A 17,162-nucleotide genomic window follows, 5' to 3' on the forward strand; every position below is an offset into this window, starting at 1 on the left:
GATGGAGAACCTGAACGTGGGCACCGAGAACGCACCAACCCCCCAGACCGCATTCGACTACCTCGTCGTCGGCGGCGGCTCCGCCGGGGCCGCGGTCGCGGCCCGGCTCTCGGAGGACCCGTCCGTCACGGTCGCGCTGATCGAGGCCGGCCCCGATGACCGGGGCGTCACCGAGGTGCTGCAGCTGGACCGCTGGATGGAACTGCTGGAATCCGGGTACGACTGGGACTACCCGATCGAGGAGCAGGAAAACGGCAACTCGTTCATGCGCCACTCCCGGGCCAAGGTCATGGGCGGGTGCTCGAGCCACAACTCCTGCATCGCGTTCTGGGCCCCGGCCGAGGACCTGGACGCCTGGGAGACCGAGCACGGGGCGACCGGCTGGAACGCCGAGATGGCCTTCCGGCTCTACAAGCAGCTGGAAACCAACGAGAACGCCGGCCCGGAGGCCCCGCACCACGGGGATGCCGGCCCGGTGAAGCTGATGAACGTGCCCCCGAACGACCCCTGCGGCGTCGCGGTGCTTGATGCCTGCGAACAGGCCGGGATCCCGCGGGCCAGGTTCAACAACAATCAGACGGTGCTCAACGGGGCGAACTTCTTCCAGATCAACCGGCTGGAGGACGGCACCCGGTCCTCCTCCTCGGTCTCCTACATCCACCCGATCGCGCAGCGGGAAAACTTCACGCTGCTCACCGGGCTGCAGGCCAGCAGGCTCTCCTTCGACGAGGACCGCAGGTGCACCGGCGTGTTCGCGGTCGAGGGCGCCTTCGGGCGCACCATCCACTACTCGGCCCGCCGCGAGGTCGTCGTCTCGGCCGGTGCCATCGACTCACCGAAGCTGCTGATGCTCTCGGGCATCGGCCCGGCCGGCCACCTGGCCGAGCACGGCATCGAGGTGCTGGCAGACTCCCCGGGCGTGGGGTCGAACCTGCAGGACCACCCCGAGGGCGTGATCCAGTGGGAAGCCAAGCAGCCCATGGTCACCGAATCCACCCAGTGGTGGGAGATCGGGATCTTCACCCACACCGTGGAGGGGCTGGACCGCCCCGATTTGATGATGCACTACGGCTCGGTGCCCTTCGACATGCACACCCTGCGCCAGGGCTACCCAACCTCGGATAACGCCTTCTGCCTGACGCCCAACGTGACCCGGGCCAAGTCCCGCGGCACGGTGCGGCTGCGCAGCCGCGATTTCCGCGACAAGCCGCGGGTCGACCCGCGCTACTTCACCGATGAGCAGGGCCACGACATGGAGGTGATGGTCGCCGGAATCCGCAAGGCCCGCAAGATCATCGCCCAGCCGGCCATGGCCGCATGGGCAGGAACCGAGCTGTACCCGGGGGCGGAGGTGCAGTCCGACGAGCAAATCGCCGACTACATCAAACGCACCCACAACACCGTGTACCACCCGGCAGGGTCGGTGCGCATGGGCGCGGAAACCGACGAGATGTCCCCGCTGGATCCGCAGCTGCGGGTCAAGGGCGTCTCCGGGCTGCGCGTGGCCGACGCCTCGGTGATGCCGGCACTGGTGACGGTGAACCCGAACATCACGGTGATGATGATCGGCGAACGCTGCGCCGAACTGATCCGCGAATCCCGGTAGTCTGCGTTCGCTGGTAGTCCGCCCGACCACCAGCGAACGCAGCGCCACGCACCGCTTTGGAATTCCGTGAGGATAGTTTCGTGTGAAACGTATTCTGCTTGGGATCTTGCCTTCCGGTAAGCGGTGCAACAACGCAACTTCCCAGACAACCCGACGTCGGCAGACGTGCCCCCCTCTGCATGGACAATCTGAAAAGGACCCCACACCTATGCACGCTTCCAAGGAAACACAAGCAAAGAGTTGCTGTTCCCCAATACGCCTTGGAACAACAGTTAAGGCTTTTGATCCACATATGCCTTCGGCGGAGCGTGATTCGTCAGAGAATCTGCATGTCGATGTCCAGGTCAATGGAGGTCACTTCAAAATGGGTGATGCCTTCAACGAGGGATATGAGGCTGACGGTGAAGTTCCTGTCCATGAGATTTCGCTGGATCACTACCGGATCGATGCAACCACGGTAACGAACAAAATGTTCGCTGTGTTCGTAAACGACACCGGGTATCGAACCGAGGCTCAAATTTATGGCACGTCCGCGGTGTTCCACCTCCTGGCTACTGCAACGCGAAATGAAATAGTCGGCCCTATCGCGGGATCTCCGTGGTGGTTGAACGTTCGCGGCGCCCAGTGGATGAATCCCACCGGCTCGGGATCCACTTGGGAGGAAATACCTGATCATCCAGTGGTTCATGTCTCCCACAACGATGCTCTTGCCTACTGCCAATGGTCGAAGCGACGCCTCCCCACCGAAGCCGAATGGGAATACGCGGCCCGCGGAGGACTGGACCAAAAGCGCTATGCATGGGGCAATGACCTAGAACCGCACGGGCAACATCTCTGCAACATCTGGCAAGGAACCTTTCCAACGGTGGATTCCGCTAACGATGGTCATAGGGGCACGGCACCGGTTCGGTCTTTTGCCCCCAATGGATACGGGCTTTACGAGGTTGCAGGGAACGTATGGGAATGGTGCGCCGACTGGTTTCTGCCCAAGTACTATCTGAACTCACCGCGACATGATCCAAAGGGGCCCACTGTCGGGGCCGGACGCGTCATGCGCGGGGGGTCGTACCTATGCCACGAATCATATTGCAACCGGTATCGCGTCGCTGCCCGTACTTCAAATACGCCTGATTCCTCCAGCGGAAACTGCGGCTTTAGGACTGTTGCGCTGTCATAAATATGCAGTGCTGGGGAGCGTTCCACGGTTCTGGGCTGTTAGAAATCCCGTACGGTGGTCTCACACGATCCGATGCTGCTGGAAATTGTCTTCGATCTCTTAACTGTGCGACGCATTGGATTTATCGTCCCGTCCAATCATGCGCCTGCTCGAGTAGTTCGGCCTTCGAGCCATTCGGTCTCGGTACCATCGGATCACCTGAAGTTTTCGCTTTCTAGCGCACTTATGATTTGGGCTTTGATTTTAGTCGCATCCCACACACGCACTTCCAGAACCCTGATTCACATATTGTGCGCGGCTGCCTTCTTCCGCAAAACCGTGTTTAACACCCGTTCGGCTTGGTTCTGCCCTTCTCGCCGCTCCATGCTTCCTTTGGAGGATTTGGCCGCTTGTTTTGCGGTGACGCAGGCAAAGTATGCAGCCGAAACGAATCTTCTTGCCAGCAGAACACGGCCTGCTCCCCAAGATCAGGGTGCCCCTGATTCTTCTTGGTGAGCGGGACCTCAGGATGTTGGCGGCCATAGCGGGCTTCGTTGTGGATGGCATTTGTTGAACTCTGGAAGATTTCGGCGTCGGCGGTTTCCGGCTATCCATCACATGCTAAGTGTCCTTCGGTGAGCAGCTTCCACCCCGCGCGTTGGCCGCTTGAGCGACGCTAAGACCAGCATTTCCTATGCTGGATCAGAGACGTTCTGGTTCAACTCGACGCACAAACTACCTAGACATGATCAGTGCTCCAGCCGTTCGATTCCCAGCAGCGCGTCCTCGACGTCGACCGTCCGGCGACGCAGCGCATCTGCCACTGCGGCGACCGCGGGCTGGCGCAGCGAATCGGGCCGCAACACCATCCAGTAGGGCAGGCGTTCGGCGAAGTCCCGGGGCAGGAGCCGCACCAAATCCGGGTGGGGGTCGGCCATGAAGCAGGGCAGGAAGCCGATTCCGGCACCGGCACGCGTGGCCTCGACCTGGACGAAGACGTTGGTGGAGCTGAGCGCATCCGGCATCCCGGGGACCAGCCGCCGCGGGGCATCCAGGTCGTCTACCTGCAGCATCGAATCGACGAAGTACACCAGCCCGTGTGCGCTCAGTTCCTTGACGCCAGAGGGCGTGCCGCATTCATCCAGGTAGCGGCGTGAGGCGTACATCCCCAGCGTGTAGTCGCCGAGCCGGATCGCCTCCGCCCGGTGCACCTGGGGCTCGCCGACCACCACCTCAAGGTCCAACCCGGAGCGGTGCTGCAGCGCCCGGCGGGTCACGTTGACGATCTCCACGCTGAGGTTCGGGTGTTTCCGGCGCAGCTGCGCCACCGCCGGCGCGATGATGAATGCACTGAAGCCATCCGTGGCGGAGATGCGCACGACCCCGGTGATCCGGCCCGTTTCCACCTCGCCTTCGTGGATGGTGGCCACCGCGGTTTCCACGTCCTCGGCCGCCCGCACGGCCTTCCGGCCCAGGTCCGTCAGTTCCCAGCCGCCCACGGTGCGGGCCAGCGTTCGGCCGCCGAGGTCCTTCTCCAATGCGGCGATCCGCCGCGAGACGGTGGTGTGGTTCAGGCCCAGGGTCTCGGCGGCCGTCGTGAACAGTCCGGTGCGCGCCACCGCGAGCAGGACCAGCAGGTCATCGGGATTCGGGACCGCGGATCCGGGAGTCTTCAGGTTCATATCTGCAATTGTGCACCCGATCACTGCGCAACTGGTCATTGATGCACACTAGCGCTCGTGTCCATACTGGGTGAAGCTTCCCTGTGTGGCAGCACACAGTCCCCCCCTCAAGGCAGGTGTCAACGCCGACACCTGCATGGCATAAGGAGTGCAAAGATGAGCACCAGCAAGCTGACCGACGTCCCGAAGACGGCAACGTCCGGGCTGAAAAAGGTGGTGGCCGCCTCGATGGTGGGCACGGTCGTGGAGTGGTACGAATTCTTCCTCTACGCCACCGCCGCCTCGCTGGTCTTCGGAAAGTTCTTCTTCCCCAACGCCGACACGGAACTGGACGGCATCATCGCCGCGTTCCTGACCTACGCGGTGGGCTTCATCGCCCGCCCGCTGGGCGGCATCGTCTTCGGCCAGATCGGCGACAAGCTCGGGCGCAAGCACACGCTGCAGGTCACCATCATCATGGTCGGCGTCGCCACGTTCCTGATGGGCTGCCTGCCCGGCTTCAACTCCATCGGCTACTGGGCACCGGCGCTGCTGGTCATCCTGCGCTTCGTCCAGGGCTTCGCCGTGGGCGGTGAGTGGGGCGGTGCCGTCCTGCTGGTGGCCGAGCACAGCCCCAACGAGTCCCGCGGCTTCTGGTCCAGCTGGCCCCAGGCCGCCGTACCGGTGGGCAACCTGCTGGCCACCCTGGTGCTGCTGGGCATGAGCTGGATCCTGCCCGCCGACCAGTTCCTGTCCTGGGGCTGGCGGGTGGCCTTCTGGGTCTCCGCGTTCATCGTCATCATCGGCTACTACATCCGCACCCACGTGTCCGAGGCACCGATCTTCCTGGAGGCCCGCGCCCAGGCGGAGGCCGACAAGGCTGCCAGCTACGGCGTGCTGGAAGTTGTGCGCAAGTACCCCAAGGGCATCTTCGGTGCCATGGGCCTGCGCTTTGCCGAGAACATCCTCTACTACATCATCGTGTCCTTCACGATCGTCTACCTGAAGACCGTGCACGCCTACGACACTTCCCAGCTGCTGCTGGCCCTGCTGGTGGCCCACGTCATCCACTTCCTGGTGATCCCGCAGGTCGGACGGCTCTCCGACGCCTTCGGCCGCAAGCCCGTCTACCTGGCCGGAGCGGTGCTCGGGGCAAGCTGGGCGTTCTTCGCCTTCCCGATGTTCGACACCCGCAACCCGGTCGTCATCATCCTGGCCGTCACCATCGGCCTGTGCTTCCACGCGCTGATGTACGCCGGGCAGCCGGCCATCATGGCCGAGATGTTCCCGACCCGCATGCGCTACTCCGGGGTCTCGCTGGGCTACCAGGTCACCTCCATCGTGGCCGGCTCGATGGCGCCGATCATCGCCACCGCCCTGCTGCAGGACTTCGGCTCCTGGCTGCCGGTGGCCATCTACGTGGCGGTCGCCTGCGCCATCACCGCCGTCGCCGTGGTGACGCTGAAGGAGACCCGGGGCGCCTCGCTGCAGGACATCGATGACGCCGATGCCCGCAGGCACGGGCTGAACACCGCCCGGGTCGGCAGCTGACCCGCCGATCGCCCGCAACACGCTCCACCATGGCCTACACAAGGGAACTCTCATGACCCATCAGGAATCCGAACGGACGACCCAGCAAGATCCCCAACCGGCTCTTCAGCCCCTGGCCGGCCGGCGGGCGCTGGTCACCGGAGGGGCCAGCGGGATCGGCCTGGCCGTGGTGCGCGCGCTGGCCGCCCGCGGCGCCCACGTCGTCGTCGCGGACCGGGACCGGGCCGGCGCGGAGTCGGTGGCCGCCGAGGTCGGCGGATCCAGCTGGCTGGTCGACCTGCTGGACCCGGCTGCCGTCACCGACGAGCGGCTGGCGAAGGCGCTGGACGGGGTGGACATCCTGGTCAACAATGCCGGGATCCAGCACGTCAGCCCGATCCAGGACTTCGATCCGGCGGACTTCCGCCGAATCATGACCCTGATGCTGGAGGTCCCGTTCCTGCTGATCCGCGCGGCGCTGCCGAAGATGTATGCCCAAGGCTTCGGGCGGGTCATCAACGTCTCCTCGGTCCACGGGCTGCGCGCCTCGGCGTTCAAGTCAGCCTATGTCACCGCCAAGCACGGGCTCGAGGGCCTGTCCAAGGTCACCGCGCTGGAGGGCGGCGAGCACGGGGTGACCAGCAATTGCGTCAACCCCGGATACGTGCGGACCCCGCTGGTGGAAAAGCAGTTGGCCGACCAGGCCCGAGTCCACGGAATCCCCGAGGCCGAGGTCCTGGCGAAGATCATGCTGACCGAAAGCGCCATCAAGCGCCTGGTCGAACCGGAGGAAGTGGCCTCGCTGGTGACCTGGCTGGCTGGCGATGAGGCCGCCATGGTGACCGGCGCCAGCTACACCATGGACGGCGGCTGGTCGGCCAGCTAACGATTGCCTGTCGCGCCGCAACACCGAGGCCATCCCCGGGCGAGCCCATCAAGCGCTCTCCCGGGGATGGTTTCGTCGCGGGCGGGCGGAATTCAAGACAGCTGCCGTGTCATGGCGCGCATGCGCACCGGCGGCCTCCTCCCCCCACGACAATTCATCCAGGGTGGACTCGAGCAAGCGTAAGCTGGCGGCCGTATCTGACCCCCAAACGATCCAGCTCCTGCAATGAAGCCACGCCTGTAGCCGGCTTTGATGATTGCCAAAAGGTTGCCTGCACCCTTGCCGACGGGGAGCCCCAACCAGGTTTTGGCATAAAGTTCATGTTCGGATGAAGGGTGGCCTGCGCTGCGGTCAGGCGCTTTTTGCCAGGTCCACGATCCACCGCTGTGTTTTCAGGCCGAGTTTCTTATCGGAGGCCATGCGGATGCGCGCTGCACTGGCTCGTTGGAAGTCATTGATCGGGTCTGCCTTGCCTTCGTCAATCAGCTTCATCAGGGAGTCCATGCGTTGAATCAACTCGCGTACGGTTGTGCCCGATGGCAGCCGGTACGCAAGATCAACACCGTCGGATGTGTCATGTTTGGAATTCATCGGGATCACTTTTCCTTCCACGGCTGATTCGATTGTCCAATGATTCAGTCCGCGAGTCCACCATCAGCATCGTTCAGAGCCGAAAGGTAGCCGCTGATGACTGCGCGGATAATCTGTGCTTCGGTTTCCGTCGCATCTTGAAGAAGCACCTCAAGAACCCGCAGCCCCATTTCGCGGGATGCATCTTCCTTGGTGGCTGCTAAGTTCAACGCCCATTCTGCCCGGTACCACCATTCCTGCCGCCGCGCTCCCCTGCTGGATGCACTGGCCGACTGCCGGGCGGCACCGAAAGCAATAACGGCAGCCACCACTGCCGCCATCCCTCCAACGGCAGGGCTCACCCAGAAGGACCGCCAGAATGGGTCGTCCAGAACGAACGGAGGCAGGAGCCGCCCAAGGATCCCACCGACCACAACGCCACTGGATCCAACGGTGAGATACAACCAATTTCTCCGCCACCAGAACATGACCCGCATTCCCTTCTTGCTGCACACCCGGGGCTGCCAGTATGTGCGGGAAGAACGTCAGCCTGTGGCAGGTTCGCTCTTGGTTGTGGATAGCCCCGGCAGGGGATGAAGCAGGTGACGTAGGCGAAGGCGCCGGCTTCGAACGTCGAGGCTTCCGGGCCACTCAGCCGTGTGGCAGGCCGATCCGGCCAAAAAGCGACAGCCGGATCTTGCGCGCCTCGCCCATGTGCCCGCGCATGGCGTCCTGCGCCGCGGCGCCGTCGCGGTCCCGGATGAGCCGCACCATCCCGGCGTGCTCGTCCAGGGAATCGGCCCACCTGGATCCGATGGACAGCGTCGAGGACGGGGCATGGATCTGGTGCGTCGCCAGGCGGTCGAGCAGGTCCTTCAGGATCGGGTTGTGCGCCGCGGTCCAGAGCGCGGAGTGGAACTCGATATTGGTCTGCAACCGCGTCAGGTCGTCGGGCTCCTGCAGGGCCCGGTCCCGTTCGACCAGCCCCTCGAGCCGGATGAGGTCCATCTCGGTCCGTGCGGACGCCGCTTCAAGCGCCGCCTGCCCCTCGAGCAATATCCGCAGGTCGTAGACCTGCATCAGCTGTTCGGGGGTGATGTCCCGGACCTGGAGCCCCCGGGTGCCGCGCTCAAGCAGGCCCTCCTGCTGCAGCCGGCCCAGTGCCTCGCGCACCGGGGTGCGCGAGACGCCGAAGCGGCCGGCCAGGGCCACTTCCTTGAACGCGGTGCCGGGACGGTGGGTGCCGTGCAGTATTTCGGCACGCAATTCGGCATGGATCGTCTCCGAGTCCATCTTTGCCGCCATCTTCATCCACCTCCGCCCCGGTTCGGGGGCTCCGTCGTCAATTCCTGCCTAGGCCAGCGTACCGGCACGACGCCCGAACACGACGCCGGCCGCAAGCCCGGAACCGCCCGGGTAGTTCGCGGAGAACAGGCCGCCGAGCATTTCACCGCAGACGTACAGCCCGTCGATGTGCTCGCCGTCCTCGTTGAGCACCCGTCCGTGGGTGTCGGACTTCAGGCCGCCGAAGGTGAAGGTGATGCCGCAGGTGACCGGGTAGGCGTAGAACGGGCCGGTCTCCAGGGGCATGGCCCAGTTGCTCTTCGGCGGGGTGACCTTGGCGGCCCGGCCGTCGAGCACGTTCGGGTCGTAGGCGATCGAGGTGTCGATGGAGTCGTTGAACTCGCCGACCGTCTTGGACAGTGCCGCGGCGTCCACGCCCAGCTTGTCGGCCAGTTCCTCGATGGTGTCGGCGATGACCTCGGAGATGCCGGGCATCTCGTATTCCTCGGCCCGCAGCATCGGGCGCAGGGACGCGTCGAAGACCTGGTAGGCGACGGAATCCGGCTGCTGCAGGATGACCTTGCCGTACTTGGCGTAGGTGAGGTTGCGGAAGTCCGCGCCCTCGTCCAGGAAGCGCTCGCCGCGGTTGTTCACGATGATGCCCAGCGGGTAGCTCTGGCGGGTCAGCCGGTTGGTCAGCTCGCGGTTCGACTCGTTCTTCGCGGTGAATGCGTCCCACTGCACGGAGTGGCAGGTTCCCCAGTCCCCGCCCTTGGCAGCGCCGGCGGCCAGGCCGGCGGTGATCATCTCGCCGTGGTTGAAGGCGGTGCCGCGGATCTTGGCGTTCTCCCAGCCCTCGCCCAGGTGCTTGCGGCGCAGTTCAGGGTTCGATTCGAAGCCGCCGGCACCCAGGACCACCGATTCGGCGCGCAGCTCCTGCACGCTGCCGCCCTCGGCGCGGACCTTGACGCCCTTGACGGCGCCGTCCTCGATGATCAGGTCGAAGACGTCTTGGCCGTAGCGGACCTCGGTGCCGAGCTTGGCGGCAACGGCGACGTGGTCGTGCATCAGGCCCTCTCCGCCGCCGACGTTTCCGACATGCAGGCCGCCCCAGAAGAGATAGCTGCCGTCTTCGCGCTCGTAGGCCTGGCGCTCGTACATCAGGCGGTACTTCAGGCCCAGGGACTGGAGCCAGCGCAGGCCCGGTGCGGCCTCGGTGACCAAAACCTCGGTCAATTCCGGGTCGTTGCGTCCCTCGGTGACCTTCTTGAGGTCGGCGGCGTAATCGGCGGCGGAGTACGGCGGGACAATGCTCAGGGCGTGGCGCTCGTCGGCTTCGATGAAGTCGCTCAGGTCCTCGAGCCCGTCGTGGGCGATGCGGGTGGCGCCCGCGGTGTAGTAGCTGTTGCCGCCGAACTGGTCCTGTGGGGCCTTCTCCAGCAGCAGGACCTTGCGGCCGCGCTCGGTCGCGGCGTGCGCCGCGGTGAAGGCCGCGTTGCCGCCGCCCACGACGATGACGTCTGCCGCGAGTTCGTTGCCTGCTTCGTTTTCCATGCTGCCCATGATCGAGCCTCCCTGTCTTCGGCCCCCGTCCGGAACCTTCTGGATACGAGTGTATACACAAATATACAAAGTGCGCCAGAGGTTCGTGTTCCTTGGTGGGGATCCGGTTGGGTCCGGCTATTGCCCAATCCAGCGGTAGCGGTGTTCCGGGCGGCCCGGCGCGCCGTATTTGGGCCGCAGTTCCGCCAGCCCGCGCCCGGCCATCATCTCCAGGTACCGCCGCGCACTCACCCGGGAAATTCCGCAGGTCTCGGAGATCTCGGCGGCGGACATGTCGCCGCTCCCGTCCGGCCCGGCCGCCTCGCGCAGGGCCCGGCCCACCAATTGCACGGTGGGCTGCGAGAATCCCTTCGGCAGCGCCGCGGCAATCGCCGCGGTGGTCGGCACGGCCCGGCCGACGTCACGCTTTTCCGGTTCACCGGCCCGGAGCATCGAGTCGATGTCTCCCTGGGCCAGGGTCGGTCCGGCCTGCGCCGCGGCTTCGGTACTGGATTCCCGAAACGCTTCGAGCCGGCGGTTGAAGTCGTTCACGGTAAAGGGCTTGACCAGGTAGTCGTCGACACCGCGGCCCACGGCAAAGCGCACCGTATTGCGCTCGGACGCGGCGGTGATCATGATGACGCCGGTCTCGTATCCGCTGCCGCGCAGATCCTCCAGCACCTGCAACCCGTCCATGTCGGGCAGATGAACATCGAGCAGGACCAGGTCGACGTTGCCTTCCTCGAGAAAGGCCAGCACCGGGCCGCCGCGCTCCAACACGCCGGCAACCTCGAATCCCTCCAACGCCTCCACATAGCGGGCGTGGAGCCGGGCAATGTCCGGATCGTCGTCGACAATCAGGGTCCTGATCATGCCGATCCCTCCGTTTCGCTTCCCGGCAACGTCCCCGGTGCCGTCCAATTCCATTCGACGGAGACCATCGCCCCGCCCAGCTCCCCGGCGTCAACCGACACCGAACCGGCACGGCGCCGGATCACCCGGTCGACCAGGGCCAGGCCGATGCCACGCCCGGTGCCGGCCTTGCTGCTCACCCCGCGGCGAAAGATCCCCTCGACCTCGGCCGGTGCGATGCCCGGTCCGCTGTCTTCCACGCAAATCCCCAGGCGGTCGGGCCCGACCTGAACCAGCAGACGCACCGCTCCGCCGTCGCCGGCGGCCTCGATCGCATTGCTCAGCAGGTTTCCCACCACTGTCAGGGTATCCTCGTCCGCGCGCCAGCCCGGTTCGATGCGGGATTCCGGGTCCACCAGCAGCCGCACCCCGGCCTCGCGCGCACCGGCCGCATTGGCGCCGACCAGCCCGGAGAGCGCCGGATCCTTCAGGATGCCGGCGTCGGCCCCGAGGGCGGCGCCGCTGATCCGCTGCAGGTACTCGGCGGCCTCCGCCGGCTCGCCAAAGGACAGGTAGCCGGAGAGCACATGCAGCCTGTTCGCGAACTCGTGGGCTTGCGAACTCAGGGCGTCGGCGAGGCTTCGCTGGCCCTTCAGCTCACGCAGCGTCTCCTCCAGCTCGGTGCGGTCCTGCAGCGTCAATGTCCGCCCCAGGGACTTTCCGTTGGCCAGCGCCTCGCGCCGGGTTGCCACCAGGATGCGCTCCCCCGACAGGACGTATTGGGTTTCCTCGGCCCCCGGGCCTTCGCTGCCGAGCTGGGTGCTGACCGTGGGATCGAGCACCTCGGAGGCCAATTTCCCCACCACGTCCCCCGACAGCCCGAGCAGGCGCCGCGCCTCGTCGTTGACCAGGGTCAGCCGGCCGGCGGAATCCACGCCGACGACGCCGTCATGCACGCTGAACAGCAACGCCTGCTGGGACTGCAGCAGGCCCGCCACGGCTTCGGGCTCGACGCCGTAGATCCGCCTGCGGACCACCCGTGCGACCACCGCCGAGGCAACCGTTCCCAACGCCGCCGCACCCAGGATCCAGGGAGCCACCTCGGCCACGATTTCCAGCAGTTCCCCGCGGATCTCGCTTTGCAGGATGCCCACCGACACGGTTCCGACAATTTTCCCGTTGAAACGCACCGGCTCCTTCGCCCGAAGCGTCACGCCTTGCGGCCCGATCTCCGTGCCCCGGAAGGACTCCCCCGCCCGGACCGCGTCATGGTCCGAGGACACCGGCTCCCCGATGAGTTCCGGATCGGGGTGCGCCACCCTGATGCCCGCCAGGTTGGCCACCGTCACGTACTGGACCCCGGAAACGGATGTCGCGAGCTCGGCAATCGGCGCGATCACCTTGGTGGCATCGGGACCCTCCAGGCTTTCCCGCACCGACCCGTTGGCGGCCATCTGCAGGGCCACGGTGTGGACCCGGTCAAAGGCGACCTCCTGGGTCCGGTGGTCCTCGAAGACCAGGATCACGACGGACACGGCACTCATCAGTCCCAACACGATTCCCAGTTGCATGGCCAGGAGCTGGGCCCGGCGGCGGTGTTTCGACAGGGCGGGCACTTTGCTTCGGGCCTCTTCCAGTTCTCGTTGACTTTGTTTTCTTTACTGTTCTTATGAACTAAAGCACATTTTTGCTGTGCTTCAGATCACTTCTCTGGCACCTTGGTGGTCGAGGGACCCGCCAATGACACCCGGTCCGCCACCCATGAGATTACGGATGAAAATGAGCAAGAGCATAATCAAGAAGACGCTATACGGCACCGTCGTCGCCGTCGTGGCGGGTTTGGCACTGGTCAATGCGGCTGCCAGCGGGGGTGAGTCGACTGCGCGGTCAAAGCTCGTCCTCATGGCCCCCGCGGCACCCGGCGGAGGGTGGGACGGGTTTGCCCGAGAGTCCCAGCAGGCGCTGAAGTCCGGCGGCGTGGTCAACAACGCACAGGTGGTCAACGTGCCCGGCGCCGGCGGAACCATCGGCCTGAGCCAGTTCGTGCAGATGACCGGCCGCCACGACATGCTGATGGTCACCGGCGGCGTCATGGTCGGTGCCATCGAGCTTGCCGACTCCGAGGCCACCTTCGATGACATCGTGCCCATTGCCCGGCTTGCTGACGACTACGCGGTGCTGGTGGTCCCTGCCAAGTCCGAGTTCAAGGACCTGGGCGATTTCGTCGAGCAATGGAAGGCCGACCCGGGCGGGACCTCGATCTCCGGCGGCTCCCTGGGTTCCATCGACCACCTGCTGACGGGACTGGTCGCCCAGAAGGTCGGCATCGACCCGATCAAGACGAACTACATCGCCTACTCCGGCGGCGGCGAGGCATTGACCTCGATGCTTTCCGGTACGACCGTCGGCGGGATGTCCGGCTACAACGAGGTGGCCGACCAGATCGAGGCCGGGACCTTGCGCGCCTTGGCGATTTCCTCCGAAGAGCGCCTCCCCGGCGTCGAGGTCCCCACCTTCAAGGAGCAGGGAGTCGACGCGGCGATGGCCAACTGGCGCGGCGTGGCAGCCGCCCCGGGCATCACCGAGGAACAACGGCAGGAGTTCGTGGACATCGTTTCCGAATACCGCCAGACCGAGCACTGGCAGGACGCGCTGGAGCGCAACAGCTGGACCGACAGCTTCATGACCGGCAAGGAATTCGAGGACTTCATCGACTCCGAGACCGCCATCACCAAGGACATCGTGGAAGGACTGGGACTGTGAGCACGACCAAGGCAACACCCGCACCCGTGAGCACCGGGGAAGACTACCCGGTACGCATCACCGGCTTCTGGTCCGGCCGCAGCGAGCTCATTGTCCCGGCACTGGTCTTTACGCTGGCCGGATTCCTGACCTATGGGACCGCCACCATGGAGGTCATGGGCAAGAGCGTTCCGGGGCCGCAGTTCTTCCCCACCATCGTCTGCGTGCTGCTCTACCTCATGGCAGGAATCCACACGATCCAGATCCTGCGCACCCGGCGGTTCCCGCAAGCCGACAGCGAGGGGCACAACCCGGATTTCTCCAGCGACATGCTCGGCGACCTGGGCGACACCGAGGGCAAGTCGATCTATGGCGCCGCTTCCACGCCGACGTCGGCCGGAAAGCGCAGGGCCTACTCGGACTGGAAGACCATGGGCATGGTCATCGGGGCGGTGGCCGGATTCATCCTGGCACTTCCGGTGCTCGGCTGGGTCCTCAGTGCGGCCGGCCTGTTCTGGGTGGCGTGCCGCGCGCTGGGCAGCAAGCGCCCGCTGTTCGACCTCAGCATCTCGATCCTGTTTTCCTCTCTCATACAGCTGGCCTTCAACGCCGGCCTCGGCCTCAACCTGCCGTCGGGCTTCCTGGAAGGACTGATCTGACATGGATTCACTGTCCCTGCTCATGGAGGGCTTTGCCGCGGCACTGACTCCCATGAACCTCCTCTGGGTGGTGATCGGCGCAATCCTCGGCACCGCCGTGGGCGTGCTGCCCGGCCTCGGTTCGGCCATGGCGGTCGCGCTGCTGCTTCCCATCACCTTTTCGCTGGACCCGACCGCGGCATTCATCATGTTCGCCGGGGTCTACTTCGGCGGCCTCTTCGGGGATTCGACCTCCGGCATCCTGCTGAATACGCCGGGCAACTCCTCCGCCATCGCCTCCACCTTTGAGGGCCACCGCATGGCGCTCGACGGCAGAGCCGCGAAGGCGCTTGCCACCGCCGCGATGGGCGCCTTCATCGGCGGACTCATCGCCACGACGGTGGTCGTCTTCTTCGCCCCGGTGCTCGTGAAGATGGCCACCGCCTTCGGTCCGGCCGAATACTTCGCCCTGGCGGTCTTCGCCTTCCTCGCGATCTCCTCCGTGGTCTCCGATTCGGTGGTCAAGGGCCTGCTCTCCCTGGGACTGGGGTTGGTCCTCGCCCTGGTCGGCGTCGACGGCCCGTCCGGGACCGAGCGCTACACCCTGGGCCTGCCGCAGCTCTTTGACGGCATGTCGATCGTGGTGATCACCGTCGGGCTGCTGGCCCTCGGCGAGGTCTTGCACATCGCCTCGCGCATCCACCGCGACGAGACGGCTGTCCGCGTGGAGTCCAAGGGCCGGCCCCGTTTGGACCTGAGCGACATCCGCCGGGCCATGCCGGCCTGGCTGCGCGGCACCGCGTTCGGCGTCCCGTTCGGGGTCATTCCGGCCGGTGGTTCCGAGGTTCCCACGTTCATGGCCTACGGCCTGGAAAAGAAGCTCGCCGCCCGCAACGGCGACACCGATTTCGGCACCACCGGATCGATCCGCGGCGTTGCTGCCCCCGAAGCCGCGGCGAATGCCACGGCCGGGACCGCCATGGGCGCCCTGCTCGCCCTGGGCCTGCCGACCTCGGCAACCGCAGCGATCATGCTGGCCGCCTTCCAGCAGTACGGCATGCAGCCGGGCCCGCTCCTGTTCGAACGCAGCGGCCCGATGGTCTGGACCCTGCTCGCCTCGCTGTTCATCGGCCTGGTGATCCTGCTGGTGCTGAACATGCAGTTTGCCGTGCTCTGGGCCAAGCTCCTGCTGATCCCCCGGCACTACCTCTACGCGGGCATCACGGTGCTCTCGGTGCTCGGGGTGTACGCGATCAGCTCCTCGATCGTGGACCTGTGGATCCTGCTGGCCATCGGGCTGCTGGGCTTCCTGATGCGCCGCTACAAGTTCCCGCTGGCGCCGGTGCTGATCGCAGTGATCCTCGGCCCGCTGGCCGAAACCGAATTGCGCCGCGCGCTGACGGTCTCGGAAGGCGACCTGTCGATCCTGGTCGGCAGCCCCGTCACGCTGGTGCTGTACGGGTTGCTGGCCATCGCCCTGGCGGTCACCGGCATCCAGCACCTGCGCCACAGCAAGGCCGCCCGAAGCCAGGCGCCGAAATTGGATAACGACAGGATCGGCGTCTAGATGAATAAGTCCTAATCGGTCCCAAGGACAAAAAGACCCCAGTTCATATGAACTGGGGTCTTTTAATCGCTGGCGGAGAGTGTTAAGCCTCGTATGTGAACCCAAAACTCAACACCCTCCTGACCACACTCTACGTCCTACTGACCGATCGTGTCCTGCCGGACTTGGGATACGACCGCTCGAGCAAACCCGGCCGAAAGGCCATCTTGAGCGATGCGGAGCTGCTGTGCCTGGTCGTGGCCCAGCACCTGCTGCACGGGCACTCCTCCGAATCGCGATGGGTCCGCTATGCGCGCACCCACCTGAGCGGGCTATTCCCCGGAATCCCGCAGCAATCGGGATACAACAAGCGCGTCCGCGCAGCCGGAACACTGATCTCAGCGGTGATCACCGCCCTGGCCCGGGACACCGAATCCTGGCACGAAATCCTCCGCCTGCTCGATTCCACCCCGGTGCCGTGCGGCACCAGCCGCGAAACCGTCAAGCGCTCGGACCTGGCCGGGCACGCCGGCTACGGATACTGCGCCTCGCACTCGCGCTACTTCTGGGGCTTCCGCCTGTACCTGGTCAGCACCCCGGAGGGCATGCCGGTGATCTGGGGGCTGGCCAACCCGAAACTCGGGGAACGCGAGGTCACCGAGGCCCTGCTGCGCCGCGACCACCACCTGGTCCGCGACGGGCAGGTCATCCTCGCCGACAAGGGCTTCGCCGGAAGGGACTTCGAGCGGTTCATCGCCGAGGACCTCGGTGCCAACCTGGTGCGGCCGGACCGCAAGGACGAGAAGCCCCGCTTCGGGAAGTTCGGGGGCATCCGCCAGTGGATCGAGTCCGTCTTCGACAGCCTCAAGGGCCAGCTCGGGCTCGAGCACCACGGCGCCCGGACCCTCGACGGACTCTACGCCCGCGTCGCCTCAAAGCTCCTGGCCCTCGCGGCCGGAATCTGGCACAACTGGAAGACCAACGCACCCCGAAAGCGCTCCCTGACCGCCTACGACCACTGACTTCATTAGGACTTAATCATCTAGACCGCTCCGTCCACCACGCCCGTCGGGGCCTTAAGCGAGAGCCCTGCACGGCCCAGCCGTGTCGGACTTTCTCCTGCGTTTGCGACTGCTGGTGCCAAGACTT

15 protein-coding genes are annotated in these 17,162 nt (G+C 65.4%); 8 read left to right on the top strand and 7 right to left on the bottom strand.

Features of this window, described 5'->3' with window-relative positions; translation table 11 throughout:
• Position 1: 1 nt before the first annotated feature.
• On the top strand, positions 2-1,606 hold the full coding sequence (locus FPY90_RS13315; protein WP_498681561.1) for a GMC family oxidoreductase: 1,605 nt from the start codon (positions 2-4) through the stop codon (positions 1,604-1,606).
• Between the two features lie 208 nt (positions 1,607-1,814).
• A complete protein-coding gene (locus tag FPY90_RS13320; RefSeq protein ID WP_498681562.1) occupies positions 1,815-2,783 on the top strand; it encodes a formylglycine-generating enzyme family protein in 969 nt (322 codons plus the stop codon).
• Between the two features lie 728 nt (positions 2,784-3,511).
• Here FPY90_RS13320 and FPY90_RS13325 read toward each other — a convergent pair.
• Positions 3,512-4,444, bottom strand: coding sequence for a LysR family transcriptional regulator (locus FPY90_RS13325; protein WP_498681563.1), 933 nt, complete (start codon positions 4,442-4,444; stop codon positions 3,512-3,514).
• 156 nt (positions 4,445-4,600) lie between these two features.
• Between FPY90_RS13325 and FPY90_RS13330 the strand changes: the two genes are divergently transcribed.
• Together FPY90_RS13330 and FPY90_RS13335 are read left to right on the top strand one after the other, a co-directional pair.
• Complete coding sequence (locus tag FPY90_RS13330; protein ID WP_498681564.1) at positions 4,601-5,974, top strand: MFS transporter; 1,374 nt, start codon at positions 4,601-4,603, stop codon at positions 5,972-5,974.
• Between the two features lie 52 nt (positions 5,975-6,026).
• Positions 6,027-6,839, top strand: a complete 813-nt coding sequence (locus FPY90_RS13335) for a 3-hydroxybutyrate dehydrogenase (RefSeq protein WP_498681565.1) — start codon at positions 6,027-6,029, stop codon at positions 6,837-6,839.
• A gap of 351 nt (positions 6,840-7,190) precedes the next feature.
• Here FPY90_RS13335 and FPY90_RS13340 read toward each other — a convergent pair whose 3' ends face one another.
• The 6 genes from FPY90_RS13340 to FPY90_RS13365 form a co-directional block, all read right to left on the bottom strand.
• Complete coding sequence (locus FPY90_RS13340) at positions 7,191-7,430, bottom strand: hypothetical protein (protein WP_498681566.1); 240 nt, start codon at positions 7,428-7,430, stop codon at positions 7,191-7,193.
• Positions 7,431-7,474: 44 nt separating this feature from the next.
• A complete protein-coding gene (locus tag FPY90_RS13345; protein WP_498681568.1) occupies positions 7,475-7,750 on the bottom strand; it encodes a hypothetical protein in 276 nt (91 codons plus the stop codon).
• A gap of 310 nt (positions 7,751-8,060) precedes the next feature.
• The gene (locus tag FPY90_RS13350) at positions 8,061-8,714 is read right to left on the bottom strand and encodes a GntR family transcriptional regulator (RefSeq protein ID WP_498681571.1); all 654 of its coding nucleotides are present in this window, start codon (positions 8,712-8,714) and stop codon (positions 8,061-8,063) included.
• A gap of 48 nt (positions 8,715-8,762) precedes the next feature.
• The gene (gene tcuA, locus FPY90_RS13355; RefSeq protein ID WP_498681573.1) at positions 8,763-10,247 is read right to left on the bottom strand and encodes an FAD-dependent tricarballylate dehydrogenase TcuA; all 1,485 of its coding nucleotides are present in this window, start codon (positions 10,245-10,247) and stop codon (positions 8,763-8,765) included.
• A 126-nt stretch (positions 10,248-10,373) separates the two neighbouring features.
• Positions 10,374-11,108, bottom strand: a complete 735-nt coding sequence (locus tag FPY90_RS13360; RefSeq protein ID WP_498681576.1) for a response regulator — start codon at positions 11,106-11,108, stop codon at positions 10,374-10,376.
• Positions 11,105-12,658, bottom strand: a complete 1,554-nt coding sequence (locus FPY90_RS13365) for a sensor histidine kinase (protein WP_498681577.1) — start codon at positions 12,656-12,658, stop codon at positions 11,105-11,107. The genes FPY90_RS13360 and FPY90_RS13365 overlap by 4 nt, the downstream gene beginning before the upstream one ends.
• Before the next feature lie 208 nt (positions 12,659-12,866).
• Here FPY90_RS13365 and FPY90_RS13370 point away from each other — a divergent pair, with 208 nt between their 5' ends.
• The 4 genes from FPY90_RS13370 (at position 12,867) to FPY90_RS13385 (ending at position 17,035) form a co-directional block, all read left to right on the top strand.
• On the top strand, positions 12,867-13,850 hold the full coding sequence (locus tag FPY90_RS13370) for a Bug family tripartite tricarboxylate transporter substrate binding protein (protein WP_498681578.1): 984 nt from the start codon (positions 12,867-12,869) through the stop codon (positions 13,848-13,850).
• Complete coding sequence (locus FPY90_RS13375) at positions 13,847-14,488, top strand: tripartite tricarboxylate transporter TctB family protein (protein ID WP_498681580.1); 642 nt, start codon at positions 13,847-13,849, stop codon at positions 14,486-14,488. The genes FPY90_RS13370 and FPY90_RS13375 overlap by 4 nt, the downstream gene beginning before the upstream one ends.
• A gap of 1 nt (position 14,489) precedes the next feature.
• Positions 14,490-16,034, top strand: a complete 1,545-nt coding sequence (locus tag FPY90_RS13380; protein ID WP_498681582.1) for a tripartite tricarboxylate transporter permease — start codon at positions 14,490-14,492, stop codon at positions 16,032-16,034.
• A 95-nt stretch (positions 16,035-16,129) separates the two neighbouring features.
• Entirely contained in the window at positions 16,130-17,035 is a 906-nt protein-coding gene (locus FPY90_RS13385; protein WP_498681583.1) for an IS982 family transposase, read from the top strand.
• Positions 17,036-17,162 lie beyond the last annotated feature (127 nt).

Source organism: Arthrobacter sp. C2 (assembly GCA_024207135.1).
Classification (GTDB): Bacteria; Actinomycetota; Actinomycetes; order Actinomycetales; family Micrococcaceae; genus Paeniglutamicibacter.

What these genes read in the sequence shown, in the direction of transcription:
- FPY90_RS13315 (WP_498681561.1), top strand. Translation starts at nt 2, where the DNA reads ATGGAGAACCTGAACGTGGGCACCGAGAACGCACCAACCCCCCAGACC.
- FPY90_RS13320 (WP_498681562.1), top strand. Translation starts at nt 1,815, where the DNA reads ATGCACGCTTCCAAGGAAACACAAGCAAAGAGTTGCTGTTCCCCAATA.
- FPY90_RS13325 (WP_498681563.1), bottom strand. Translation starts at nt 4,444, where the DNA reads ATGAACCTGAAGACTCCCGGATCCGCGGTCCCGAATCCCGATGACCTG.
- FPY90_RS13330 (WP_498681564.1), top strand. Translation starts at nt 4,601, where the DNA reads ATGAGCACCAGCAAGCTGACCGACGTCCCGAAGACGGCAACGTCCGGG.
- FPY90_RS13335 (WP_498681565.1), top strand. Translation starts at nt 6,027, where the DNA reads ATGACCCATCAGGAATCCGAACGGACGACCCAGCAAGATCCCCAACCG.
- FPY90_RS13340 (WP_498681566.1), bottom strand. Translation starts at nt 7,430, where the DNA reads ATGAATTCCAAACATGACACATCCGACGGTGTTGATCTTGCGTACCGG.
- FPY90_RS13345 (WP_498681568.1), bottom strand. Translation starts at nt 7,750, where the DNA reads ATGGCGGCAGTGGTGGCTGCCGTTATTGCTTTCGGTGCCGCCCGGCAG.
- FPY90_RS13350 (WP_498681571.1), bottom strand. Translation starts at nt 8,714, where the DNA reads ATGGCGGCAAAGATGGACTCGGAGACGATCCATGCCGAATTGCGTGCC.
- tcuA (WP_498681573.1), bottom strand. Translation starts at nt 10,247, where the DNA reads ATGGAAAACGAAGCAGGCAACGAACTCGCGGCAGACGTCATCGTCGTG.
- FPY90_RS13360 (WP_498681576.1), bottom strand. Translation starts at nt 11,108, where the DNA reads ATGATCAGGACCCTGATTGTCGACGACGATCCGGACATTGCCCGGCTC.
- FPY90_RS13365 (WP_498681577.1), bottom strand. Translation starts at nt 12,658, where the DNA reads ATGCAACTGGGAATCGTGTTGGGACTGATGAGTGCCGTGTCCGTCGTG.
- FPY90_RS13370 (WP_498681578.1), top strand. Translation starts at nt 12,867, where the DNA reads ATGAGCAAGAGCATAATCAAGAAGACGCTATACGGCACCGTCGTCGCC.
- FPY90_RS13380 (WP_498681582.1), top strand. Translation starts at nt 14,490, where the DNA reads ATGGATTCACTGTCCCTGCTCATGGAGGGCTTTGCCGCGGCACTGACT.